We start from the raw sequence: 21,441 nt of genomic DNA, 5'->3' as shown, positions 1-21,441 counted from the left end.
AGCGCATCCTTGGCAGATACCCGTCAAATTCGCGGCCCGCGATTAACCGATCCTTAATCTCTTTCGCGTAATTCTGTCATTGCATCCCGGAATTGGCCGTCCCAGTCGGCCCTGCCCGGACCTTTTTCAGACATTGCAAAACAACCGAGGTGACCGTTTAGGGCGCCTCGGTTCCCTTGTTCGCGGTCCATGCATGGTGGCCCCGCTCCTTGGCGGACCCCCGTGCTGCGCAAAGGGGTATGACATGAACCAGGTGATCACGGACGGCCTTATCTTGATGCCGCCTCAATTCTCCGACGGCTTGGCCGTCTGGTCCCGCCAGGATGGGCGACCGGGCAGTGACACTTGGGCGACCGCGCCGAATGCGGCGCTTGTCGCGGCGGATTCGGATTTCGGCGATTGCCTTGAGATCCTGAAGACCGAGGCGACGACGCGCCTGCGCTACATGGGCGAAACCCCGATCATCCCCGGAACGTATCTGCGTGTCTCTGCGCGGATAAAGGTCCTGTCGGGCAATCTGCCGAGCGTTCGCATCGCCGCGTGGCCGGGGCAGGGGAGCAACGTTTACGTGTCGGGCCTGACGGAAAGTGCCGGGTCGACCAGCGTCGCGGCCTACGGGTCCATCGTGACGGTCACGGCGATCCTCGGCACCGGTCAGCGCGGCGGCGTGGACCTCGCCTGGGGCGCCGATCCGACCTACGCCCATGTGGGCCTTGATCTGACGGGCCCCAATGGCGGGCAAGTGCGGATCGAGTCGATCACGGTCGAAGACGTCACCTCCATCTTCCATCGCAAGCTCATGGATTGGGTCGATGTGCGCGATTACGGTGCCGTGGGCGATGGCACCACCGATGACCGCGCGGCCTTTGCCGCCGCCGATATCGCCGCCGACGGGCGGGAGGTTCTGGTGCCCGAAGGCGATTTCTATATCGGCTCCAACCTGACCTTCACCAATCCGGTCCGGTTCGAGGGCAAGCTCGTCATGCCCGCGGCCGCGCGCCTGTCGCTGAACGAGAGTTTTGATCTCGACGGCTATGCGGAGGCGTTCGGGGATGAGGTCGAAGGCCTGAAGAAGGGCATCCAGCAGCTCTTCAACCAATCCGAGTTCGAGGCGTTCGACCTGTGCGGCCGCCGCCTGACCCTGACGGAGCCCTTGGACATCCAGGCCATCGTCGGCAATCGCAACACCTATGCCAACCGCCGTGTGCTGCGGAACGGGCAATTCGTGGCGGCCTCCGGCTCTGCCTGGAACGACGATGTGAACACACGGGCCGGTCAATGGTCGGCCTCCGCCCCGTTCGAGATTTCCGGGGTCTCCAACGCGGCGTCCATCCCCGTGGGCTCCCTCGTCACCGGGCCGCAGGGCGTGGGCCGCGAAGTCTATGTGCGTGCCGTCAATGCCGCGCAAAGCAAGGTCTTTCTGTCCTCGCCTCTGGTCGCGCCCCCGGCCAGCCAGACCTATACCTTCACCCGGTTCAAATACATGCTGGACTTCATCGGCTGGCAGAACCTGCAACGCTTCGTCGTGTCGGATATCGAATTCCTGTGCGGCGGTCAGTGCTCCGCGATCAACCTGTCGCTGGATGGGCTCGTCTTCCAAATCCAGGACTGCTTCTTCACCGGACCCAAGGACCGTGCCATCACGTCCGCCGACGAAGGCTGTCAGGGGATGCAGATCGACCGCTGTCAGTTCCTGTCCAACGAACAGGCCACGAACGTCCCGCAACGCAAGTCGATCTGCTTCAACATCAACTCGTCCGATTGCAAGATCCGTGACAACCGGGCCAACAAGTTCCTGCATTTCGGCGTGATTTCCGGCTCCGGCAACATCATCACCGGCAACCACTTCTTCCAGGGCGACAGCGTGGTCGAGGGGGTGCGGTCTCCCGGCCTGGTGATCGCGGACGCCAACGCCAAGATGACGTTCTCCAACAATTACGTGGACAATTGCTACATCGAATGGACGAACGAAAAGGACCCGACGCCCGATTTCACCGGCGGCCTGTCGTTCCACGGTCTGACGATCCAGGGCAACATCTTCTTCGCCACCAACACTGCGCCGTGGATGCGCTTCATCTCCATCAAGCCGTTCGGCACGGACCACTTCATCAATGGCCTCTCGATCACCGGCAACCTGTTCAAGAAGACCAACGGCGCGCAGTTGGAGCAGGTGGAGGGCGTGGACAATTCGATCGCCAATCTGGATCTGAACCGCACCGCCGATCTGCAATTCGACAGCAACACCTATCACGGCATCGTCCGGCGGGCGGAAAACCCGGCCTATATCCGCGCCGTGCAGAACACCGCGACGCAGACCTGGGTGGTGGATATGTCGGACGTCACACCGTTCGGCGCCCCGGTGAAATACGCGCTGTCGGTGATGCCGGATGGCCCGGTGCGCTCCACCTCGAACGTGGCGATTTACACCGCGCCCTGGACGCAGGGTTTCCAGGGTGCCAACGGAACATCCCTTCATGTCGGATGGTCGCAACCGGTGCGCGGTGCGGCCTATGTGACGGCGCGCTGTGACAACTGAGCTTGGCCATTGAATCCGCCCCGTATCTGCGGGGCGGGGCGTCCCCCCGGGTTCCATCGGCGCAGGACCCCGGGGGGGAATTTCGCGTTTCCCGTCCGGCCGTGCCGCGCTACCTGAGGGTCAGCACAGGGCCAGATCAGGACATTCACCATGCTCGCCGTCGAAAACGTGCAGGATTATCCCCGCCCTCCGGCGCTTGAACCGGTGGGTCAACGCCTGCGCGCAATCTTCAACGACCTGCCCGTCGCCGATTGCGAGGCCAGCCTGCGCGTGCTGGAGACGCACCACGCGCCCACCTACTACATCCCGCCCGCCGACATCGTGATGTCCGCACTCGTTCCCACGGGGCGGGAGACGTTTTGCGAATGGAAGGGTAGGGCGGTCTATTTCGATCTGGTCGTCAATGGCCGTCGTTCCCCCAATGCGGCCTGGTCCTATCCGGCACCAACCGCGCGCTTCGCCCCGCTGCGCGATCACATCGCGTTCTACGCCACCGCGCTCGACGCGGCCTTCGTGGGCAATGTGAAGGTGCAGCCGCAGCCCGGCGATTTCTATGGCGGATGGGTGACGCCGAACCTCACCGGCCGGGTGAAGGGCGCGGCAGGCACGATGCATTGGTAGGGGGGGTCAACCGGTGGCGAAGCTCTGTTGCAGCCGCGTCGCGCTGACATAGCGCGTCAACTCCGCCCAGGTCTCCGGATCCATGAGGGTCAGGATGCCGTTCGACACCGAATAGCCATAGCGAAACACTTCACCGGTGCTCATGTGATAGGTCAGATGCGCGCCGTCGGTTTCCAGATTGGCATGGGTTTCTCGCACCCACAGGCTCTGCCCGTCATCGCGCAGCGCCCAGATGCCCACGAATGCCCGGTCCTGTCCGGGATCGGCGGTCAGGATCGTCAGGCCGTGATCCTCGGTGAAGTCCCAGCCATCGCCGGTATCGTGCTCGCGCCACGTGCCGACCGGCGTCTCGCCGCCGGTGCCGGAGCGGTGATAGACGCGCCCGCCCCAGATCATCGTCGCCCCGTCCTCGGAGAAGTTTACCGGCTCCTCGGGTTCCGCGAAATGGTACTTGCCGTCCTCGGTGATCTCGTAGGTCTGCGGCTGCCCGGGCAGCAGCCAGATGCCGATAAGGGCCGGATCAAGGGGCGCGTCGTTCATGGGGGCACAATGGCACGGAACGCGCGCGCTGTTAATCATTCTGAACGCTGCGCGCGGAGGTGAGTCTCTCAGGCAACAATGTCCGCCGTGCTCAGCCGGAATGCCTTGCCGAAGCCGCCGTTCAGCAAAGCCGATTGCGGGGCGAAGCGCATCAGCCGGAAGTCGCCGAAATCGTAGTAGAGCCGGGCCTTGGGATAGAGCGACAGGTAATGCGCGCGCAGCGCGGCCTTGTCCGCACCCTCTGCGATGGCCTGCAAGGTCAGGCGCGGATGGGTCAGCGGATCGCCCTTGTCCCCCGGCTCCCCGATCAGGACAGAGCAGGCGGGATTGGCATCCAGCGCGGTACTATGGCTCGACAGGGTGGAGATCAGGGTCAGCGGCGCGTGGTCGGCCCCGGGGACAATGGCGATCCGGGTGACGCTTGGATGCCCCGTTTCCGGGTCCAGGACGCCAAGGGCCGCAAAACGTGCCTCCGTAATCAGCGACCGCGCCAGCGCGCGCGCTTCGTCATCCGTGGGCCGGATCGGACCTTCAGGCCGGTTCTCCATGATTGCACGCTAGCAGGCCTCGCGCGCCGGATCAGCCCTCAGAATTCGTGCCAAAGCGACAGGGAAAGCCCCACATTCTCGCTGCCCGCGACGGCACCCCGCGCGCCAAGGCGCAGGGACGTGGCATCACTCACCGAATAGATCAGCGACGGCGCAAGCGTGACCAGCGGATCGGCCCCCGGCCAATCCTCCGCCTTGACGGAGAAGGTGGCCGACAGCCGCGGCGCAAGGTGCAAGCCGATCGTCCCCTCCAACTGATAGATCATCGCCTCGTCCGTGATGTCGTAAAGCGCCACGGCTTCCAGCACGCCCCATCCGCCGTCATGGGCAAGCGGCATGTACCACGCCCCGCCGCCGCCCTCCCCGAACCCACGCCCGATCGACGCACCGACGCGGATCAATCCATGGGGATCCGCATCGCCGGTCTGCCGTGCCCCCAGGCCGCCATGCACGGCGATCTGCCACGCCGCCTCGGGCGCGCTCAGGGTGTAGCGCAGGAAGGCGGTGGCCTGACGGCTGATGTCTCCGCCGCCGATATCCGCACCAAGGGTCATCCGACGGCCCAGGCCGTATTCTCCGTAGAAGCTGAGATAGGTTTCGGGCTCCCACAGGCCGGCCATCAGGTCGGCCTGCGCCTCCTCCGCCGAAAGCTGGAGCGAAACGAATCCCTCCCCCGCCCCGCGCGCCCATGGGCCGGCGGCCACCGGGCCGGCGGCCGCGGCAAGCAGGGCAATGACCCCCCATATTGTGACGCATGGGCAACGCATGGCTGCGATTAGCCCCCCTGTTGGTTAACAAAACCCTAACGTCGCTTGCCCGTCCCAAGGCCACACGGGCATGGTCGCCCGGACGTCACGCGCTGTTCTGGGGGGAATCGCGCAATTGTCCGTGCCGCTGCCGCACGGATCCACCCCCCGGGATGCTCACGGAATGCGCCGCGACATGGATGTCCCATGCGCGTCCGGCAGAGGGGGATTGTAACGAGTGTCAGAGTTGACGGGTGCCATACGCGCCGCCCTGGCCGATGCCGGGACGATCCAGGACAAACCGCGATATTTCGGCGTGCCGATGCGGCCCCTGACCGGGCCGCTGGCCGACCGTGTCCTGACGCTGTACCGCGGCGGTCGCGATCCGGAGGTGCAGGAGCTTCTGGCCCGGCGGCACGAGGCCTATACCGATTGCCTGCGGCTCGCCGGTGTGCGCGTGCCCGACACCCAATTGCGACTTCTGGATGAGGCCGGCACCCTGCGCCCGGTGATCGTGCAACGCGCCATCCCGGAGGAGATGATGCTGCCGCACCTCCTCAAGCGCGCCACGCCCGAGACGGCGATCGGCCTTTTGGACCAGATCGGTCGGGACGTGGCGGAATTCTGGCGGCGCGTGGCGCAACGGCCCGAACGCATCGGCTTCCATTCCCGGATCGAACGCTTCGGCATGGACGAAACGGGGCCGCTCTTCCTCGATACCTTTCCGCCCCTGATCTCCTACGATCGCGACGAGATGGGGCAGCTGATCCACCGCTTCGCCGATAACGGCATGATCCGTGGCCTTGGCAAGATCCTCCCCGGGCGCCTGCGCGACCTTCAGGATCGCTGGTATACCCCGGCCGGATCGGTCTCGACGTTGGTGGAAGGGGCTTTGCAGGTTCGCCCGCGGGATCACGAGATCATTCTGGACTGGGCGCGGGACTTCGCGTCGCGCCGTCTGGAAGGGCCGTGGCGCGAAGCGGTGCATTCCATGTTGGCCCGTCAGCAACGGCAGGTGGCCGCGGGCCCCCGCCGCTGGACCGGACTTGTGGGCGGACGCGACCGACCCCATGCCTGACAGCCCCGAACCGGGCGCCGGGATGAAAGTGGTGCTGGTCCATCCGGAAATCCCCGGCAATACCGGCTCGATCGGGCGCACCTGCGTCGCGCTTGATCTGGAGCTGATCCTGATCCACCCCCTCGGCTTCGATCTGTCGGAAAAATCCGTGCGCCGGGCGGGCCTTGATTACTGGAAACACGTGCGCCTGACGGAATACGACACCTGGGCGGCGTTCATGGCCGACCGCGCGCCGCCCGAGGATGCGCTGTTCCTGTTCGAGAATGGCGGCACCGGCGGCACCGTCTATGACCCGCAATATCCGCCCGACGCATATCTCGTCTTCGGGAAGGAGACGAAGGGCCTGCCGGAGGAGGTCTTGCAGGGCCGTGCCGCGCGCACATTCCGCCTGCCCATGCGGTCGCCCCATATCCGGTCGCTCAACCTGTCCAATGCCGCAACCGCCGTCATCTACCAGGCAATGCGCGCCTATCTGCGTTAATGCCTCGCTTAGGTCCCTGAGAACCCTAACGAATTCCCTCAACCGGCCCGGATCGTGCCGCATTTGAGGTGTTTCTTCATGGTTAATCACATTGGGAATATCGAGTAACGGAGTCAAAAATGCTCAACAAAGCCTTCACCTTCCTGGCCGACGAAAGCGGCGCCATCACCGTCGATTGGGTCGTTCTGACCGCCGGTGCCGTGTCGCTGGGGCTTCTGTCGGCGGTTCTGGTGTCCGGGGCCGTGCGCGACACGGGGACGGAGACGAGCGCGATCATGGAAAACTACGAAATCGACAGTGGTTTCCCCACGGCGGCCCTCGATGATGAAACCGATCCCGCCCCCGATCCCGATCCGATCGTCACCACGAACTGATCCGGCTTGCGCCTTTGATCCGAGGGCCAGTTCCGGCCCTTCGGTCACACGAAAACACACGACACGCCATCCGACGCTGGGAAAGCGCGGGTGGCGTGATAGTTTGCGGCACGGGGCCGAGTGCGTGGCCCGCCACGGCAAAGGGGGGCAAGACGTGTCCGAGACTGAGAATGCCGCGAAGGGCGACAAGGCCGATCCGGGCGCGCTCCCGCAATCCGACACCGCCATCCTCGCCGCGGAGGTCAAGGCCCTGCGGGAGGAGATGACGTTCCTGCGGCGGCACCGTCTGGTCCAGATCTACCAATCCGTCCCGCGGGTGATGATGTTCCGCTTCGCCGCTGGTATGGCCGTGGGTCTCGGCACCGTGGTGGGCGCAACCTTCCTGTTGTCGATCCTCGTCTGGATTCTCAGCCAGATCGAATTCATCCCGATCATCGGCCAGTGGGCGACGCAAATCGCGCAGGAAATCGAGGCCGCCCTGGGCGGCGAATGACCCGCCCGTCATTGCCTGCGCGGTCAGCGTACCTAGATATCAACCCGACGGCGCCGATTTTTCTCAAGGAGAGAGCCATGCAATGCCCGGTTGACAACACCACCCTCGTGATGAGCGACAGGCAAGGGGTCGAGATCGACTATTGCCCGACCTGCCGGGGCGTCTGGCTCGATCGTGGGGAACTGGACAAGATCATCGAACGCTCCGTCCCCGCCGCGCCCGCGACCCCGGAACCGCCCGCGCGTGGCTACAATGACGACCATGGCAGCGGCCGCCGGAAGAAGAAGCGCGGCTCGTTCCTCGACGACATCTTCGACTTCTGATCGCGGGCGTCAGGCTCCGGCCATTCTCGTGAACAGATCGAAATAGGCGTCCCCGATCCGGTCCCATGTCAGCGCGTCCTGCGCCCTGGCCCGAAGCGCCGGTCCCACATCAAGCGGCAGGGGGGCGGCCAGAAGCTTTCGCAACGCGCCCGCATCGTGGAAGAACAGCGCGCGGCCATCGGTGGTCTGCCGGTTGAAGGTGCAGTCGAAGGCGAAGATCGGCAGCCCGAAATGCATCATTTCAACGAGCGCGGGGTTCGTGCCGCCCGCCGAATGGCCGTGGATATAGGCCGCCGCCCCGGCCCGAAGGGCGTATCGGGGCCCCGGCGCGTGGATCGGGTCAAGCAGGTGCAGCCCGTCCCGGCCGCCGTATGTCGCTCGCAACCCGCGACCGTACCGGCTGTCGTCCCAATTCCCCACGAAGACCAGCGGCATCGGACTTTCGGCAAACGCTTCAAGGATCATGGCCACATTGTTCTCCGGCTCGATCCGACACAGGGCGAGGGCGTAGGTCCCGGGCAGGTCTCCGCGCGGGGCGGAGGGTGGATCGGGCGGCTCAACGGCGTGGTCGCCGCCATAGGCGATGATCTCGGGCGTGATGCCGTGGGCCTGGCCCAGATGCGTGGCGATGGCCGGATTGTCGGCGATAATCGCATCGGAATGCCGCACGGCCAGGGTCTCGGAATATCTCAGGAAGGCGCGCACGGGGGCGGACCATTTGCCCCGCCGCCATTCCAGCCCGTCCACATGGGTGATGAGCCGCATCGCGCCCCGTCGCAGCAGCGGCAGCGATACCGCCCCCGATACCCCCAGCAGCAGCGCCACATCCACGCCGCGTGCCACTGCGTCGCGCAAGGTCGTCGCATCGTAGGCCACGCTTGCGGCACCATTGGCGCGAAACCGGGAATAAATCAGATCGGCATTGGCGAACCGTTCGGGCCGGTCGGGATAGGCGGGGCCGGAGCAATAGACGCTCAGCCGTTCGGGCCGGTCCGTCGCCGCGTGATACCGCACGAGGTTCTCCGCCAGGGTCTCGAACCCGCCATAGCGCGCCGGCACCCCGACGGAGCCAAGGATGGCGATGTGCAAAGGTGCGGCGCGCGCCATGGCGTCCCTTCCCGTCCGGCGGGCGATGCGAGTGGCATGGCCCATCGGCCCTGCATAGCACCGCGAGATGGAATTGGGCGAGGGCGCGCGGCGGTTTAACCGAATCTTCAAGGCACGCGCGGTAGTTACGGGATCGAATGATTTGCCCATCGCGCCCTTCCGGGCCGAAGTGACCAGGACCCGAAATGCCCGCTGCACAGGATATCCGTTCCCCGCGCATCGCTGCCCACGCTGGCCGCGCCGGACGTGCGGCGACGCCTGCGCCCCATGTCGGTGGATCGCGGATGTTCTGGGCCGCGAAGGCCGGGTTCGACTATGTGGGCGCATTTGTCCTTCTGCCGATCATGGCGCTTCTTGCGGTGATCCTTCTGCTCGCCAACCCGCGCCTCAATCCCGGCCCGCTGATCTATCGCCAGATCCGCATGGGCCGGCACGGTGTCCCCTTCGTGGCCTACAAGTTCCGCACCATGCTGGCCTCTGATGTCGTGCGCGGCCCGTCCGATCCGCTGGAAACCCGGCGGATCACGGCGTTCGGCAAGGTCCTGCGCCGCTCGGGCCTCGATGAAGTGCCGCAGATCCTCAACATCCTGCGCGGCGAAATGAGCCTCATCGGCCCGCGCCCCGATTGCCTCTCCCATGCCGAATTGTTCATGCGTGTGATCCCGGATTACCGCAAACGGCTGGCCGTGCGTCCGGGGCTCAGCGGCCTGGCCCAGATCGAACTGGGCTATGCAGAAGGGGTGGAGGCGACGCGCGACAAGGTGCGCGCCGATCTGCGGTATTTGAGCCGCGCGGGCTTCCGTCAGGAAGGCTTCGTGTTCTGGCGGACGATCGTGACTATCTGCACCGGTCGCGGGGACTGGCCCGGTCGTCCGGCCCGCCACAGGGCGACGCGCCGCACGTCGGCTCAGACGCTCAGGAACGATACCATGCCATCGGGATCGACGCGCGCTGCCGTCAACGTGCCGCCATATACTGCGCCAGTATCTACGGCGATCCTGCCCGCCTCCGCGAAGGGCTCCTCGAACGGTTGGTGGCCGAAGGCGACCCACTGACCGTCCGTGCGCTCCTGTTTCAGGAACGCATCGTGCCCCCACATCAGTGCCTTGTCCGCCTGCCTGTCCATCGGCGCATCGGGATCGGCGCCTGCATGGACCACCCAAAGCGTGCCGGAGTTCCACGATTTCGGCAGGTGCTCCAGCCACGTCACCAGTTCGGGGCCCATCGCGTCACGTAGATCGCCCGCGGCATCCAGCAGCGCGCCCATGGATTTCGTGTCGGCGCTCAAGCCCGCGCCGACCCCGAAACTCGCCATCGTCTGCAACCCGCCATAGCGCAGCCAACGCTTCGCCGGTCCCGCCGGATCGTCGAGGAAATCGAGCAGCATCCGCTCGTGATTGCCCATCAATCCGACCAGCACGTCGGGATAATCGCGCAGGATCTGGCCCGCGAAGATCAGCACATCCGCGCTGTCCTTGCCCCGGTCGATGTAATCGCCCACGAACACCACGCGCCCCGGCGCGCCGCCCGCCTTTGAAATGTCCCCGTCAATGGCGTCCAGCAAGCGGCCCAGCTGCCCCACACAGCCATGGATGTCGCCCACGATATACACACGCTCCGAAGGCGCCGGCGGTTGCCACGGCGTCATGATTCGTCTCTCCGATGTTACCCGTCCCTGCCTAACCCGAGCGTGGCGGGAATGCATCTGCCCAGAATTTTTCCGCCGAAACAGCGCCCGAGCTCAGCGATGCCTTCCGTATTCCGCTAAGTTCCGACACGAAAAAGCAGGCGTGCGAGTCTGAACGCGCGCTGACGGAGGCATGTTATGATGTTCAAGTTCCGCGCCGCTCTCGTGGCCGCGTCCCTCTTTGCCCTTGCCGCCTGCGGCAGCGCCTATGTGTCGTCCGACGTGTCCAGCCTTGCGGGCGAAGACGGCGTCCAGGTGGTCGAAATGACGCCCGCCGCCGTCGCCCATGCCAACCGCAGCGCCTATGATCCGCAGAACCTTCCCGCCGCATTTTCGCGGATCGCGGGTGCGGGAAGCCAGCCGCGGGGGGCCGCTCGTCTGCCCGATCCGGTCTTCGACGCACAGATCCGCCCGGGCGCAATCGAAACCCGGGTCCCGCCCGAAGTGCGCCCCGGCCCCTACCGCATCGGTGTCGGGGATGTGTTGCTTCTGGCCACGCCCCGCGGCGATTCGGTGGAGGAGCTGGCCGGCCTCGTCGCCGCGCAGAACCAGCGCCAGGGCTACACGGTGCAAGATGACGGCGATGTCGCGATCCCCGACGTGGGCCGGATCATGGTGGCTGACATGACCCTGGCCGAGGCCGAGGATGCCATTTTCGAGGCGTTGATCGAGGCGCGGCTCGATCCGTCCTTCAGCCTGGAAGTGGCGGAATTCAATTCGCAGCGCGTCTCCGTCGGGGGGGCGGTGCGCAATCCCGGCGTCGTGCCCGTGGGGATGACCCCGCTCTACCTCGACGAGGTTCTGGCCAATGCGGGCGGCCTTGCGCTCGATGCCGACGATTTCGCCGTGATCCGCATCTTCCGGGACGGCAATCTCTACCAGATCCCCACGTCCGAGCTTTATTCCGACCGGGGCCTGCAACGCATCCGCCTCGTGGACGGCGACAGCCTGTTCGTCGATACCGCCTATGATTTCGAACAGGCCCAGGCCTATTTCGAAGAGGTGATCGCGCGGGCCGATTACACCCGCTCGGCGCGGGCCGACGCGATCCAGCAATTGCAGGTGGAGGTCTCGATCCGCCGCGGCGCGCTTGAGGAAAGCCGCCAGAATTTCCGCGACCGGGTGGAATTCGGCGCGGAGGGTGGAGAATTCGTCTACATCGCCGGAGAGGTGCGGGAGCCCGGCCGCTTCGAACTTCCCTTCGAGAATCGCGCGGTTCTGGCCGATGCGCTCTTCGATGCGGGCGGTTGGAGCGAGGGGACCGGCAATCCGTCCCAGATCTACCTGCTGCGCGCCGAAGACAGCTCCGCCTATCTGCGCGCGGTCACGGCCTACCGTCTGGACGGGTCGAACGCGGCGAACCTCGTTCTGGCGGCCCGGATGGAACTGCGCCCCGGCGACGTCATCTTCGTGGCGGAGCAACCGATAACGCGCTGGAACCGTGTCATCGACCAGATCACGCCGTCGATCATCAGCCTCGGTGCCTCCGCCGTGGAATGATGGTCCGGCGGTGCCATAGCCCGCACGCAAACGAAAAACGCCCCGCCGGATCAACCGGCGGGGCGTTTTGCTGTCCCTCGATGGGACTGGATCAGTTGGTGCCGTCTGCCGACGCACCCGCGATGATCACACCGGCAACCACGACACCGGCCACGATGTAGAGCGGGTTGATCACGGCGGAGGCCTGCGTGCCGACGGTCACGTCGGTTCCGGGCGTCGTCGTGGCAACGGGCTGGATGCCCTGCGCCGCGGCTGCGGTGCCGAGGCTTGCGATGATCGCAGTCGTCAAAAGTGCCTTTTTCATGGCGCATCTCCAAAATTGAATTCAAGTCTTCATATCTGGCCGCCTGTGACGGATCAACCGCAGACATGAATATCGCGGGGCTTTCGGCTGAAATCCGGCCATCGGTGCGGACGTTTCGGCCGGATTTTAACCAAATCAAGGGAGTCCGGCGGTGTTTCGGTGCCGTCTCCGGGCGCAAATGCGACGGATGTGCCGCGTTGATTCGACCTCGCCCTTCAGCCGTTCACAGGACCGGGCACTCCGCCACGGCGTCTTTGGGGAGCCGTGCATAGGTAACACCCGCCACGGCCTGCGCCCCCCGCGCGCTCCCATGGGCCTGGATCGCGTCGCGCAGGGCCTCGTCCGAGAGGAACGGGCGCAAAGCCTCCAGGTCCAGGAGGGCGCGGCAGGCGGAGACGGGCGTTACCGGATCAGCCCCGGCATCGGCCGCGACCTCCCCATGGGGTACGACCCGGTAGTCGACCTCGCCGTCCGGCACCGCGCGCAGGATCGCATCCGAAAGGGCCGCGCGGGCGGTCTCCAGCTTCCGTTCATGGGGCCGAAACCGCGCCTCCAGCCGTGTCAGTTGCGTCTTGAGCGCCCGGCTCTCCTCCCGCCGCGCGGCTGCAATATCGGCCTGGAGCCGGGCGAGGTGACCCATCGCCTCGGCGGCTTGGCGCGTGGTGAGGCGGGGATCGTCCACCAGCGTCGCCGCCCGCGCGGCAAAGCGATCCGCACGGTCGGCCAAGGCTGGGCCGGGGGCGGTCAGGTCGGGGGCGTGGGACATATCGTTGGGCATGGCGCAAGGGTGTCGCGATTCCCGTTAACACTTCGTTACCGAAATGGTTCAAACGCTAGGGGTCGCGCCGCAATTCCGGAAGGCCTCCACCGCCTCTGCGGCGGTGTCGAGGGACATCTCCACGATGCGGTCGCCCGATCGGGCAAGCGCGCTCCGGTTGAAGGCGAGCCCGTCCAGCACGTTGCCGAAGCCGCGATCGGCCACCGTCAGGCGCGCGCGGTCGGGGCCGAGCACGTGGCGATCGGTCGTGATCGTATTGGGCCGCGGCCCGACAAACTGCATCGCGAAGGCGGGCGCGACGGGCCAGGGCCCATCGCCGGCGACACTGATCGTGTAGAGCGGGATCGTCGGATCGAATGTCAGGCGCACGTCGACGCCCGGCTCCGCATGGGTGAGCGTACACAGCGTGCCATCGGTTCCCGCCTCCCACGCGAGAACGGGCGACGCGATTGCAACGAGAGCGGCGGCGAGAGCAATTTTCATGGCGCATCAGATAGCGGTGCAATCGCCATATTCCACCCGCCCGCCTTGGCTTTCGCACGGGAAGGCGCGAAGCTGGGCGCTATGACCCGCGATGAATTCAACGATCTCTGCAAGGCGATGAAGGCCACGGACCATGCCGTCCAATGGGGACATGCCGATGTCTGGAAGGTGGCTTCCACCCACCCTAAAATACTAGACCGTAGCCAATTGCGCTCCGAGCCTTGCCAATGCGTCTTTCGTGCGCCCCGGCACTCTTGCATTGGGATGATCCATAGAAACAAAGGTCGTTGCACCGTTCTCAAGAATTCTTGGCGTTTCACCCGAGCCGAAAAGGCCACCGGCGATGACCTCCCAGAACGGTTGATACATTCTTCCAAAAAACACTACGGCTTTGGGAGAGCGCTCCTCGATCAGATTCTTTAGTGTTTGGATGCGCTTGGCTCGGTATCGGAGGTTGTAGACCTCGCGGTTTGCCAAGAATAAGTAATCGGTGAATTCGGGGTATTTCCACTTTGACGTGCTTGGAGAAGGCAAAGGGTTCAGTTCCAGAACACACGTCTTTGAACTTTGTCTTCCAAGAATGGTTTGCCAGTGTTTCTTTGGATCTCTTGCGCCTTCAGCGCCTTGGTCGAATCCAAGTTGAATGCGGCTCAGCATCGTCCAAGTCGGTTGATTGGTGATCGAAGCGAAGCCCTTATCGATTATCGCATCGTGAAACTCAGCTACATCATCGACGGTTCTGCGACCCCGGTCTTGCCAAGTTTGGACGCGCTGAGTGACGTCCGCCGCAGAGTTTCCGCCTCCTTCCTCCATTCCGACAAACCATAGCGGGGCTTCAAGATCACCGTACCCGTAAAATCCGAAGGCATATTCATCAATTTCCAGCTCGGTGGGAAAGTCATTCAAAGTCATTAGTCTATCTTTCCACGCTCATTCATTTGTTGTGCTAGAATCTTATCGCCTTCTTTTCCCCGCCCGGTTAACAGCCGCGCAGCGGCCCGGGCCATCGTCTGCCCGTCCCGGCGGGCTCCCTCTCGGCATCTTTTGCGTTGCAAACGAGCCTGTCGGGCAGCGGGCGATTTGATTGGGTCAGCGAGACGGATAGATGTCGCACGGACTTGGCAACCGTAAAGTGCCTCACAGGGCCGTTGGATCGCCATCCCACGGGCAGGCGATGGCCCTCTTTCGCACCTACCGCCCCCGCCGCGCCTTGCCGCCGCGCATGCCGCCGCGGCCTCCGGTGCTGCGCCCGCTCGCCTTCTGCGCGCCTTCCACTGCGGCCTCCACCGCCGATTGCCGCGCCAGCGGGTCGTCGGCTATCGCCAGTTCCACCGCTTCGAGCCGCTTGACCTCGTCCCGCAGCCTTGCGGCCTCCTCGAATTCCAGGTTCTCCGCGGCCTTGCGCATCTGGTCGCGCAGCCCGTCGAGATGCGCCTGCAAATTTGCGCCCACCAGCGGTTTGTCGACCTTCGCGGTGACGCGGCTCATGTCCACGTCGCCCTGGTAGGTGCCGAGCAGGATGTCATCGACGTTCTTCTTGATCGTTGCGGGCGTGATCCCGTGTTCCTCGTTGTACGCCAGTTGCTTGGCGCGCCTGCGGTCGGTTTCCCGCATGGCGCGTTCCATGGAGCCGGTGATCTTGTCGGCATACATGATGACGCGCCCCTCGGCGTTACGCGCGGCGCGGCCGATGGTCTGAACGAGCGAGGTCTCGGAGCGCAAAAACCCTTCCTTGTCGGCGTCCAGGATAGCGACCAGCCCGCATTCGGGAATATCGAGGCCCTCTCGCAACAGGTTGATGCCGATCAGCACATCGAAGGCGCCAAGCCGCAGGTCGCGCAGGATCTCGATCCGTTCCAGCGTGTCGATGTCGGAATGCATGTAGCGCACGCGAATGCCCTGTTCGTGCATGTATTCCGTCAGGTCCTCGGCCATGCGCTTGGTGAGCGTGGTCACGAGCGTGCGGAAGCCGTCGGCGGCGACCTTGCGCACTTCGTCGAGGAGGTCATCGACCTGCATCTCCACGGGGCGGATCTCGATCTGCGGGTCGATCAGGCCGGTGGGGCGGATCACCTGTTCGGTGAAGACGCCGCCCGCCTGCTCCAGTTCCCACGCCTGGGGCGTGGCCGAGACGAAGACGGATTGCGGGCGCATCGCGTCCCATTCCTCGAACTTGAGCGGGCGGTTATCCATGCACGACGGCAGGCGGAAACCGTGTTCGGCCAGCGTGAACTTGCGCCGGTAGTCGCCGCGATACATGCCGCCGATCTGCGGGACGGAGACGTGGGATTCGTCCGCGAAGACGATGGCATTGTCGGGGATGTATTCGAAAAGGGTGGGGGGCGGTTCACCGGGCGCGCGGCCGGTCAGGTAGCGAGAGTAGTTCTCGATCCCGTTGCAGACACCCGTGGCCTCCAGCATCTCCAGATCGAAGTTGGTGCGCTGCTCCAACCGCTGCGCCTCCAGCAGCTTGCCCTCCCCGATCATCTGGTCGAGCCGCATCTGTAGCTCCGCTTTGATCCCCTTCATCGCCTGCTGCATCGTGGGGCGCGGCGTGACGTAGTGGGAGTTCGCGTAGATGCGGATTTTCTCGAAATTGTCGGTCTTCTCTCCGGTCAGCGGGTCGAATTCGGTAATTCCCTCCAACTCCTCTCCGAAGAAGGACAGCTTCCACGCGCGGTCCTCCAGGTGGGCGGGCCAGATTTCCAGGCTGTCGCCGCGTACCCGGAACGTGCCACGCTGAAACGCAGCATCATTGCGGCGGTATTGCTGGGCCACCAGGTCGGCGATCACCTTGCGCTGGTCATACTCGCGCCCGGCATAAAGGTCCTGGGTCATCGCCCCGTAGGTCTCCACCGAGCCGATGCCGTAGATGCAGCTCACCGAGGCCACGATAATCACGTCGTCGCGTTCCAGAAGCGCGCGGGTGGCCGAATGGCGCATCCGGTCGATCTGTTCGTTTATCTGAGATTCCTTCTCGATATACGTGTCCGACCGCGCGACATAGGCCTCGGGCTGGTAGTAATCGTAGTAGCTCACGAAATACTCGACCGCGTTTTCCGGGAAGAAGCCCTTGAATTCCCCGTATAATTGCGCGGCCAGCGTCTTGTTCGGCGCAAGGATGATGGCGGGGCGCTGGGTCTCCTCGATCACCTTGGCCATGGTGAAGGTCTTGCCGGTGCCCGTCGCACCCAGAAGCACTTGGTTCTGCTCACCGTCCAGCACACCCTGGCTGAGCTCCCGGATCGCCGTGGGTTGGTCGCCCGCCGGTTCGAACTCGGAATTCATGACGAAGCGTTTGCCGCCCTCCATCTTCAGCTGCGCCCGGATCGCGTCCACGGCACGGCCGGTATCGGGCATCTGTTCGGGCGAGTTGTTGTGCATCATCGGCTCCATCGGTCGTGACATAGAATGGGTCGCGCGCGGGCGGGCGCAAGGGGCAGGGGGCGATGCTGGTGACAGGACGGTGTCAGGAGGGGTCCTCCGTCCCGGTCGGGCGCGTTAACACTTCCTAGGATAATATGGGCGAAAAGGTTAACAAAATAAGGGGATTTCGCGCGACTATTCCTTTGCCTGCCGACCTCCCATGGCGTAGGCATAAGGGGCAAGCAGCAGAAGCGGTTGCCGGCCCTCGGCCGTTACCCACCCACCCCTCGCTCCCTCGGCCAGGGCTGGCAACCAACTCTTCCCGGGCAATTCGAATGCCTGCCGCGAAGTGGTTCTGTGGTAGACACACGCGCATGATTGATTTGCGCCCATTCCTCCCGACCTCAAACCTCCCAGCATTGCACCCGCGGACTCTATTCGTCCCGCTCGCATTCCTTGCGTCCCCGTCCTTCGCCGATGCCGACCCGCCGCGTGTCTATGCCCAGGACGGCCCCGTCCAGATCGCCGGTGCCCTCGAGACCGTCTTCGATTGGACAACGGACCGCTGCGAGGATTACCAGATCCCCGACCTGCCCGTGCGCGCCTTCCGGGACGGGGACGGGCAGGTGAGCCTGATCCTCAGCCACGACAGCGCGCGGCGTATGACCGGGCCGGATTTCGACAGCCTCACGCTGTCCTGCGATGTCCTCATGTCCTCGGCCCAGAACAGCGCGCCGGACATGTTCTCCAACATCGAATGGATCGCCGCGACCTGGATCGAAGGGGAAACGGTCCACGCGCTTCTGCACAACGAGCATCAGGGCAACCGCTACACCGATTGCACCAGCGCGGATTATTTCAGCTGTTGGTACAACACGATCACCTACGCCCGGTCCGACGATGCAGGTGCGTCCTTCCACCGCCCGATCCCCGCGCCCGATCACCTCGTCGCCTCCATCCCCGAAACCTATCGCCCGGATGAAGGGATCTTCGGCGCGTTCAGCCCGTCCAACATCATCGAACACGACGGGGCCTATTTCGCCTTCATCAAGGTGCAGACCCACCCGTTCGGTGAACAGCATGTCTGCCTGATGCGGACCGAGACGCTGGGCGACCCTGACGCCTGGCGCTACTGGGACGGGTTCGGGTTCAATGGCCATTTCGCCGACCCCTACCGCGATGACCTCCGCGCGCTCCGGGCCACGACCTGCACGCCCATCGCCCTGCCGGACATCGCGCAGATGTACGAAGGCATCACCTGGAATACGGAGTTGGAGCGCTTCATCCTCGTCGGCACCTCCTCCGATCCCGCGCGCGATCCGAACCCGTTCGGCTTCTACTATGCGCTGTCCGAGGATCTGGTGAATTGGGCGCCCCGCGTGCCGCTTCTGGAAGTCCACCTTCCGTGGCGGGCCACGGGGCCGGAGACGACGTACCTTTACCCGACACTAATCGACCACACCGCGCCCGGACAGAATTTCGATACAAGCGGGGCGGAGGCGTATCTGTACTTCACGCGGCTGAACTTCGGGTCCGGCCATCTGGACCGGGATCTGATGCGGGTCCGGGTGGAGATTGGAGCGGCGGAATAGCCGTGGCGAGGGGCAGGTTTGACGCCGAGGTGCCCGACGCTGCGGCGTGCATAGATGACGGAATCGAGGAGCAATATACGCTATTCCGCCGCCAGCTTCACCAGTTTTGCGACGGTGTTGATATTGCGCGTCGTTCCCTCTGACATTCCCGAAAGCGCCGGTAATCTCAATTTGGTGCGGCCCATCCCGGATGGATAGTGGATGAAGACTTCCCGTTGCCCAAGCGCGAGTTCTTCGCAGTCTTTGCCCGAAACCGTCTCGATCGTGTCCGATGGCGGCGGTGCATCGAGGAAGAGGACGCCAACCTTGCTCGGTTCGGCCTGCGGAAACGGATTGGCTTCAAGAACGTCCTGCAACTCATCGGCGGTTCGCAAGAGGATGCCGACCGGCTTGCCCGCATAAGCCGCCAGCCGCTGTTCAAGTGCCGCTCTTACCACCGACATCTCTTCGGATGAGGAAAACACGAGATTACCCGACTGGATGTAAGTGCGCACATCGGTGAAGCCCGCTGCCTCTGCCATCGCGCGCAGATCGGCCATTGGGAGCTTGCCGGTTCCCCCGACATTGACCGCACGTAGAAGCGCAATGAGTGTCCGCATGATGCCTTGATACACAGGCCATGCGATGTCTGAAAGGCACCCTTCGCAGAAGCCGGCTCATGGGCCGCTCCGTCCCGCAAGGCCGTGCCGCCCCGCGACACCATTCCCGTTGCCAAGCGCAGCATTCTAGCCGGCAGGCCATTGCATATTGAACTTGCTACTAGGTGAGGTAAGGCGCTGTGATAGGGTTGCCTTCGTGATAAGCCCCGTTTTCTCAATCATGGAGCATTTTCATGTCATCTGATGACAAGCTCATTCGAACTTCGGAACAGCAAAGCCTGCGTGTGACACAATCCGAACCGCTGCAAGAAAATGATGATTTCGTGCGCATGTGCATAGAAGGGAACCTGGATTGTACCTTCGTTTGGGGTATGCGTTACCGCAGCGACGGAATTTTCGATACCGAACCGGTCATCGTGGACAATATGGTTCTGGAATTGGCGGAGTATCTTATCGACGGCAAACGTGAATTCGAGTTCCTTCTGCAATACGGAGTGAAATCGAAACAGACCCGTTCACGGGAGACAACGTTTCTTGATGTGCGTTTGCTTGATGAAGGGGGCGTCGTGCTAGAGCAGGAATTCTCCGGTCGTGTTTTTTGGCGATGCGATGAAAACAAGATAGAGAGGGTGACGGGCTCGACCGATGGAAACACCCTCAATACATCGCGCCAGGCCGAATTCACGCTCATGCCGATCAGGGCATTCCGCTGTTAGACACTTGCGACACCATTCCCGTTGCCAAGCGCGGCGTTCCTTTCCATAACGCCCCCGACGATCAGCCAAGAGGTCCGCCCCATGCGCGCACGTATCTACAAACCCGCCAAGACCGCCATGTCCTCGGGCACGGCGAAGACTAAGGAATGGGTGCTGGAATTCCAGGCGACCGAGGCGCGCTCGATCGACCCGCTGATGGGCTGGACCTCGTCGTCGGACATGAACAGCCAGGTGCGCCTGCGGTTCGACAGCGTCGAGGCAGCGAAGGATTACGCCAAGGATCACAGGATCGACGCGGTGGTGATGAAGCCCAAGACGCGCAAGCCGAATATTCGCCCGGGCGGTTACGGAGAGAACTTCGCAACCAACCGCCGGGGCGCCTGGACCCATTGAGCGGGGGCCTGCGCATCGGGCCCGTGGCGCCCGATGATCCCGGCCTCGCCGACCTGATCGCGCGCCATGCCGCCCATGGCGACGCGCATTACCCCGCCGAAAGCAACCATCACCTGACAGGCCCCGAGATGGCCGCGAAAGGCGTCCGGCTGTTCGCCGGGTGGCTGTCGGGGGATGTCGTCGCGATGGGTGGATACGTGCCCTGGGCGGATGGGCAGGCCGAGGTGAAATCAATGCATGTCGCCCCGTCCGCTCGGGGGCACGGCGCGGGCGCGGCGATGTTGGATGTGTTGATGGAGGCGGCGCGCGCCGAAGGGATGGTCGCCATCTGGCTGGAGACCGGCAGCCGGGACGCATCGGCCCCCGCGCGTCGGCTCTATGAGCGCGCCGGGTTCGACTATTGCGCGCCCTTCGGCGGGTATGTCGAGGACCCCGAAAGCGTGTTCATGACGCGCGCGCTCTAGGGCGGGTGTCTATACCGGGAATATACCGACCCTATACCACTCCTATATCGCCGGTTTCGCCCGTGGACGGCCCCGGCGCGAGCCGCTAAGACCTGCGGCCAAGCGGGCCCATAGCTCAACTGGATAGAGCAGCCGACTTCTAATCGGCAGGTTGAGGGTTCGAGTCCTTCTGGGCCCGCCAAGGCCGCGCGAATCGGTATCGGCGGCACCGCGATTCACGGGCCGGCGCCGGTGCACAATGCTGCACATGTCCGAAATCGCGCTTGGAAACAGGCGTTTGGCGGTGTCTGGAGCCGGAAAATGACGGCTTTTGTATGTTCACCGCACCGTGATCTGCCTATAGTGTCTGGCTATCGGCACTGCCACGCCAATACCGATCCTGGGGGATGATCTATGATACGCTCCGAGCTGATCCAAAAGCTCTCTGACGAGAATCCGCATCTGTATCAGCGCGATGTTGAGCGGATCGTGAACGCGATCTTCGAAGAGATCATAGACGCACTCGCCTCCGGCAACCGCGTCGAGTTGCGTGGCTTCGGTGCGTTTTCCGTCAAGAAGCGGGACGCGCGCATTGGCCGTAACCCGCGCACCGGCGACAGTGTGAATGTCGAAGAGAAGCATGTCCCTTTCTTCAAGGCCGGGAAGCTGCTACGCGACAGGCTGAACGGTCACGATAGCTAAAGGCCCGGTCGCCCCGGAGTGGTGGCCAAGG

At 64.0% G+C, this 21,441-nt stretch carries 25 protein-coding genes, 1 tRNA gene and 1 pseudogene; 15 read left to right on the top strand and 12 right to left on the bottom strand.

Translation table 11 applies throughout. The features are described 5' to 3' along the window. Window positions 1-244 precede the first annotated feature (244 nt). Entirely contained in the window at window positions 245-2,536 is a 2,292-nt protein-coding gene (locus KUW62_RS13650) for a glycosyl hydrolase family 28-related protein (protein ID WP_224816016.1), read from the top strand. A 150-nt stretch (window positions 2,537-2,686) separates the two neighbouring features. Then, window positions 2,687-3,157, top strand: coding sequence for a DUF427 domain-containing protein (locus KUW62_RS13645; protein ID WP_224816015.1), 471 nt, complete (start codon window positions 2,687-2,689; stop codon window positions 3,155-3,157). A 6-nt stretch (window positions 3,158-3,163) separates the two neighbouring features. Here the strand turns inward: KUW62_RS13645 and KUW62_RS13640 are convergent, their stop codons facing one another. From KUW62_RS13640 to KUW62_RS13630, 3 genes are all read right to left on the bottom strand, one after another. Further along, a complete protein-coding gene (locus KUW62_RS13640; RefSeq protein WP_224816014.1) occupies window positions 3,164-3,697 on the bottom strand; it encodes a hypothetical protein in 534 nt (177 codons plus the stop codon). 68 nt (window positions 3,698-3,765) lie between these two features. Continuing rightward, entirely contained in the window at window positions 3,766-4,245 is a 480-nt protein-coding gene (locus KUW62_RS13635) for a HugZ family protein (RefSeq protein ID WP_224816013.1), read from the bottom strand. 38 nt (window positions 4,246-4,283) lie between these two features. After that, on the bottom strand, window positions 4,284-4,949 hold the full coding sequence (locus KUW62_RS13630) for a hypothetical protein (protein WP_224816012.1): 666 nt from the start codon (window positions 4,947-4,949) through the stop codon (window positions 4,284-4,286). A gap of 280 nt (window positions 4,950-5,229) precedes the next feature. On the opposite strand from KUW62_RS13630, the gene KUW62_RS13625 reads away from it, so the two are divergent. The 5 genes from KUW62_RS13625 (at window position 5,230) to KUW62_RS13605 (ending at window position 7,740) form a co-directional block, all read left to right on the top strand. Continuing rightward, entirely contained in the window at window positions 5,230-6,069 is an 840-nt protein-coding gene (locus KUW62_RS13625) for a DUF6206 family protein (RefSeq protein ID WP_224816011.1), read from the top strand. Next, complete coding sequence (locus KUW62_RS13620; RefSeq protein WP_224816010.1) at window positions 6,062-6,550, top strand: tRNA (cytidine(34)-2'-O)-methyltransferase; 489 nt, start codon at window positions 6,062-6,064, stop codon at window positions 6,548-6,550. The genes KUW62_RS13625 and KUW62_RS13620 overlap by 8 nt, the downstream gene beginning before the upstream one ends. Before the next feature lie 119 nt (window positions 6,551-6,669). Then, window positions 6,670-6,924, top strand: a complete 255-nt coding sequence (locus tag KUW62_RS13615) for a pilus assembly protein (RefSeq protein ID WP_224816009.1) — start codon at window positions 6,670-6,672, stop codon at window positions 6,922-6,924. A 154-nt stretch (window positions 6,925-7,078) separates the two neighbouring features. After that, window positions 7,079-7,417 (top strand): DUF5665 domain-containing protein, encoded by a 339-nt coding sequence (locus tag KUW62_RS13610; RefSeq protein WP_224816008.1) that lies wholly within the window; start codon window positions 7,079-7,081, stop codon window positions 7,415-7,417. Window positions 7,418-7,494: 77 nt separating this feature from the next. Continuing rightward, the gene (locus tag KUW62_RS13605; RefSeq protein ID WP_224816007.1) at window positions 7,495-7,740 is read left to right on the top strand and encodes a zf-TFIIB domain-containing protein; all 246 of its coding nucleotides are present in this window, start codon (window positions 7,495-7,497) and stop codon (window positions 7,738-7,740) included. Between the two features lie 9 nt (window positions 7,741-7,749). Here the strand turns inward: KUW62_RS13605 and KUW62_RS13600 are convergent, their stop codons facing one another. After that, entirely contained in the window at window positions 7,750-8,892 is a 1,143-nt protein-coding gene (locus tag KUW62_RS13600) for a DUF1972 domain-containing protein (protein WP_224816006.1), read from the bottom strand. A gap of 140 nt (window positions 8,893-9,032) precedes the next feature. Here KUW62_RS13600 and KUW62_RS13595 point away from each other — a divergent pair. Continuing rightward, window positions 9,033-9,677 (top strand): annotated as a pseudogene (locus KUW62_RS13595) (sugar transferase); the annotation flags it as partial. 77 nt (window positions 9,678-9,754) lie between these two features. On the opposite strand, the gene KUW62_RS13590 reads toward KUW62_RS13595, so the two are convergent. Further along, on the bottom strand, window positions 9,755-10,495 hold the full coding sequence (locus KUW62_RS13590) for a metallophosphoesterase (RefSeq protein ID WP_224816005.1): 741 nt from the start codon (window positions 10,493-10,495) through the stop codon (window positions 9,755-9,757). A 177-nt stretch (window positions 10,496-10,672) separates the two neighbouring features. Here KUW62_RS13590 and KUW62_RS13585 point away from each other — a divergent pair, with 177 nt between their 5' ends. Beyond that, a complete protein-coding gene (locus KUW62_RS13585) occupies window positions 10,673-12,034 on the top strand; it encodes an SLBB domain-containing protein (protein ID WP_224816004.1) in 1,362 nt (453 codons plus the stop codon). A 91-nt stretch (window positions 12,035-12,125) separates the two neighbouring features. On the opposite strand, the gene KUW62_RS13580 is transcribed toward KUW62_RS13585, so the two are convergent. The 6 genes from KUW62_RS13580 to uvrB all read right to left on the bottom strand — a co-directional run bounded on the left by KUW62_RS13580 (window position 12,126) and on the right by uvrB (window position 16,959). Continuing rightward, window positions 12,126-12,338: a hypothetical protein gene (locus KUW62_RS13580; protein ID WP_224816003.1), complete on the bottom strand. Its 213-nt coding sequence runs from the start codon at window positions 12,336-12,338 to the stop codon at window positions 12,126-12,128. A gap of 223 nt (window positions 12,339-12,561) precedes the next feature. Further along, window positions 12,562-13,116, bottom strand: a complete 555-nt coding sequence (locus KUW62_RS13575; RefSeq protein ID WP_224816002.1) for a hypothetical protein — start codon at window positions 13,114-13,116, stop codon at window positions 12,562-12,564. Between the two features lie 48 nt (window positions 13,117-13,164). After that, window positions 13,165-13,599, bottom strand: coding sequence for a hypothetical protein (locus tag KUW62_RS13570; RefSeq protein WP_224816001.1), 435 nt, complete (start codon window positions 13,597-13,599; stop codon window positions 13,165-13,167). A 6-nt stretch (window positions 13,600-13,605) separates the two neighbouring features. Further along, on the bottom strand, window positions 13,606-13,752 hold the full coding sequence (locus KUW62_RS13565; RefSeq protein WP_224816000.1) for a hypothetical protein: 147 nt from the start codon (window positions 13,750-13,752) through the stop codon (window positions 13,606-13,608). A 39-nt stretch (window positions 13,753-13,791) separates the two neighbouring features. Next, window positions 13,792-14,511, bottom strand: a complete 720-nt coding sequence (locus tag KUW62_RS13560) for a hypothetical protein (protein WP_224815999.1) — start codon at window positions 14,509-14,511, stop codon at window positions 13,792-13,794. 279 nt (window positions 14,512-14,790) lie between these two features. Next, window positions 14,791-16,959 (bottom strand): excinuclease ABC subunit UvrB, encoded by a 2,169-nt coding sequence (gene uvrB / locus KUW62_RS13555; RefSeq protein WP_370632924.1) that lies wholly within the window; start codon window positions 16,957-16,959, stop codon window positions 14,791-14,793. Window positions 16,960-17,384: 425 nt separating this feature from the next. Here uvrB and KUW62_RS13550 point away from each other — a divergent pair, with 425 nt between their 5' ends. Further along, window positions 17,385-18,557, top strand: coding sequence for a hypothetical protein (locus KUW62_RS13550; protein WP_224815998.1), 1,173 nt, complete (start codon window positions 17,385-17,387; stop codon window positions 18,555-18,557). Between the two features lie 80 nt (window positions 18,558-18,637). On the opposite strand, the gene KUW62_RS13545 is transcribed toward KUW62_RS13550, so the two are convergent. Further along, window positions 18,638-19,156, bottom strand: a complete 519-nt coding sequence (locus KUW62_RS13545) for a DUF1697 domain-containing protein (protein WP_224815997.1) — start codon at window positions 19,154-19,156, stop codon at window positions 18,638-18,640. Between the two features lie 233 nt (window positions 19,157-19,389). Here KUW62_RS13545 and KUW62_RS13540 point away from each other — a divergent pair, with 233 nt between their 5' ends. The 5 genes from KUW62_RS13540 (at window position 19,390) to ihfB (ending at window position 21,410) form a co-directional block, all read left to right on the top strand. Further along, window positions 19,390-19,872, top strand: a complete 483-nt coding sequence (locus KUW62_RS13540) for a hypothetical protein (RefSeq protein ID WP_224815996.1) — start codon at window positions 19,390-19,392, stop codon at window positions 19,870-19,872. 81 nt (window positions 19,873-19,953) lie between these two features. Further along, complete coding sequence (locus KUW62_RS13535) at window positions 19,954-20,265, top strand: ETC complex I subunit (RefSeq protein WP_224815995.1); 312 nt, start codon at window positions 19,954-19,956, stop codon at window positions 20,263-20,265. 23 nt (window positions 20,266-20,288) lie between these two features. After that, window positions 20,289-20,729: a GNAT family N-acetyltransferase gene (locus KUW62_RS13530; protein ID WP_224815994.1), complete on the top strand. Its 441-nt coding sequence runs from the start codon at window positions 20,289-20,291 to the stop codon at window positions 20,727-20,729. Between the two features lie 104 nt (window positions 20,730-20,833). Next, window positions 20,834-20,910 (top strand) — tRNA-Arg (locus tag KUW62_RS13525). A gap of 212 nt (window positions 20,911-21,122) precedes the next feature. Continuing rightward, complete coding sequence (ihfB, locus tag KUW62_RS13520) at window positions 21,123-21,410, top strand: integration host factor subunit beta (RefSeq protein ID WP_224815993.1); 288 nt, start codon at window positions 21,123-21,125, stop codon at window positions 21,408-21,410. The last annotated feature ends 31 nt before the right edge of the window (window positions 21,411-21,441 follow it).

The organism is Hasllibacter sp. MH4015, assembly GCF_020177575.1.
In the GTDB taxonomy this organism is placed as follows: domain Bacteria; phylum Pseudomonadota; class Alphaproteobacteria; order Rhodobacterales; family Rhodobacteraceae; genus Gymnodinialimonas.
Note: the sequence above shows the minus strand (reverse complement) of the source record. Positions and strands in the feature narration are given on the sequence as shown.

Bases quoted from the DNA above. Each gene is read 5' to 3' on its own strand.
- KUW62_RS13600 (WP_224816006.1), bottom strand. From the start codon at position 8,892: ATGGGCCATGCCACTCGCATCGCCCGCCGGACGGGAAGGGACGCCATG.
- KUW62_RS13590 (WP_224816005.1), bottom strand. From the start codon at position 10,495: ATGACGCCGTGGCAACCGCCGGCGCCTTCGGAGCGTGTGTATATCGTG.
- KUW62_RS13535 (WP_224815995.1), top strand. From the start codon at position 19,954: ATGCGCGCACGTATCTACAAACCCGCCAAGACCGCCATGTCCTCGGGC.
- KUW62_RS13605 (WP_224816007.1), top strand. From the start codon at position 7,495: ATGCAATGCCCGGTTGACAACACCACCCTCGTGATGAGCGACAGGCAA.
- KUW62_RS13575 (WP_224816002.1), bottom strand. From the start codon at position 13,116: ATGCCCAACGATATGTCCCACGCCCCCGACCTGACCGCCCCCGGCCCA.
- KUW62_RS13570 (WP_224816001.1), bottom strand. From the start codon at position 13,599: ATGAAAATTGCTCTCGCCGCCGCTCTCGTTGCAATCGCGTCGCCCGTT.
- KUW62_RS13545 (WP_224815997.1), bottom strand. From the start codon at position 19,156: ATGCGGACACTCATTGCGCTTCTACGTGCGGTCAATGTCGGGGGAACC.
- KUW62_RS13585 (WP_224816004.1), top strand. From the start codon at position 10,673: ATGATGTTCAAGTTCCGCGCCGCTCTCGTGGCCGCGTCCCTCTTTGCC.
- KUW62_RS13620 (WP_224816010.1), top strand. From the start codon at position 6,062: ATGCCTGACAGCCCCGAACCGGGCGCCGGGATGAAAGTGGTGCTGGTC.
- KUW62_RS13635 (WP_224816013.1), bottom strand. From the start codon at position 4,245: ATGGAGAACCGGCCTGAAGGTCCGATCCGGCCCACGGATGACGAAGCG.
- KUW62_RS13560 (WP_224815999.1), bottom strand. From the start codon at position 14,511: ATGACTTTGAATGACTTTCCCACCGAGCTGGAAATTGATGAATATGCC.
- KUW62_RS13645 (WP_224816015.1), top strand. From the start codon at position 2,687: ATGCTCGCCGTCGAAAACGTGCAGGATTATCCCCGCCCTCCGGCGCTT.
- uvrB (WP_370632924.1), bottom strand. From the start codon at position 16,959: ATGCCCGATACCGGCCGTGCCGTGGACGCGATCCGGGCGCAGCTGAAG.
- ihfB (WP_224815993.1), top strand. From the start codon at position 21,123: ATGATACGCTCCGAGCTGATCCAAAAGCTCTCTGACGAGAATCCGCAT.
- KUW62_RS13565 (WP_224816000.1), bottom strand. From the start codon at position 13,752: ATGTCCCCATTGGACGGCATGGTCCGTGGCCTTCATCGCCTTGCAGAG.
- KUW62_RS13540 (WP_224815996.1), top strand. From the start codon at position 19,390: ATGTCATCTGATGACAAGCTCATTCGAACTTCGGAACAGCAAAGCCTG.
- KUW62_RS13580 (WP_224816003.1), bottom strand. From the start codon at position 12,338: ATGAAAAAGGCACTTTTGACGACTGCGATCATCGCAAGCCTCGGCACC.
- KUW62_RS13615 (WP_224816009.1), top strand. From the start codon at position 6,670: ATGCTCAACAAAGCCTTCACCTTCCTGGCCGACGAAAGCGGCGCCATC.
- KUW62_RS13640 (WP_224816014.1), bottom strand. From the start codon at position 3,697: ATGAACGACGCGCCCCTTGATCCGGCCCTTATCGGCATCTGGCTGCTG.
- KUW62_RS13650 (WP_224816016.1), top strand. From the start codon at position 245: ATGAACCAGGTGATCACGGACGGCCTTATCTTGATGCCGCCTCAATTC.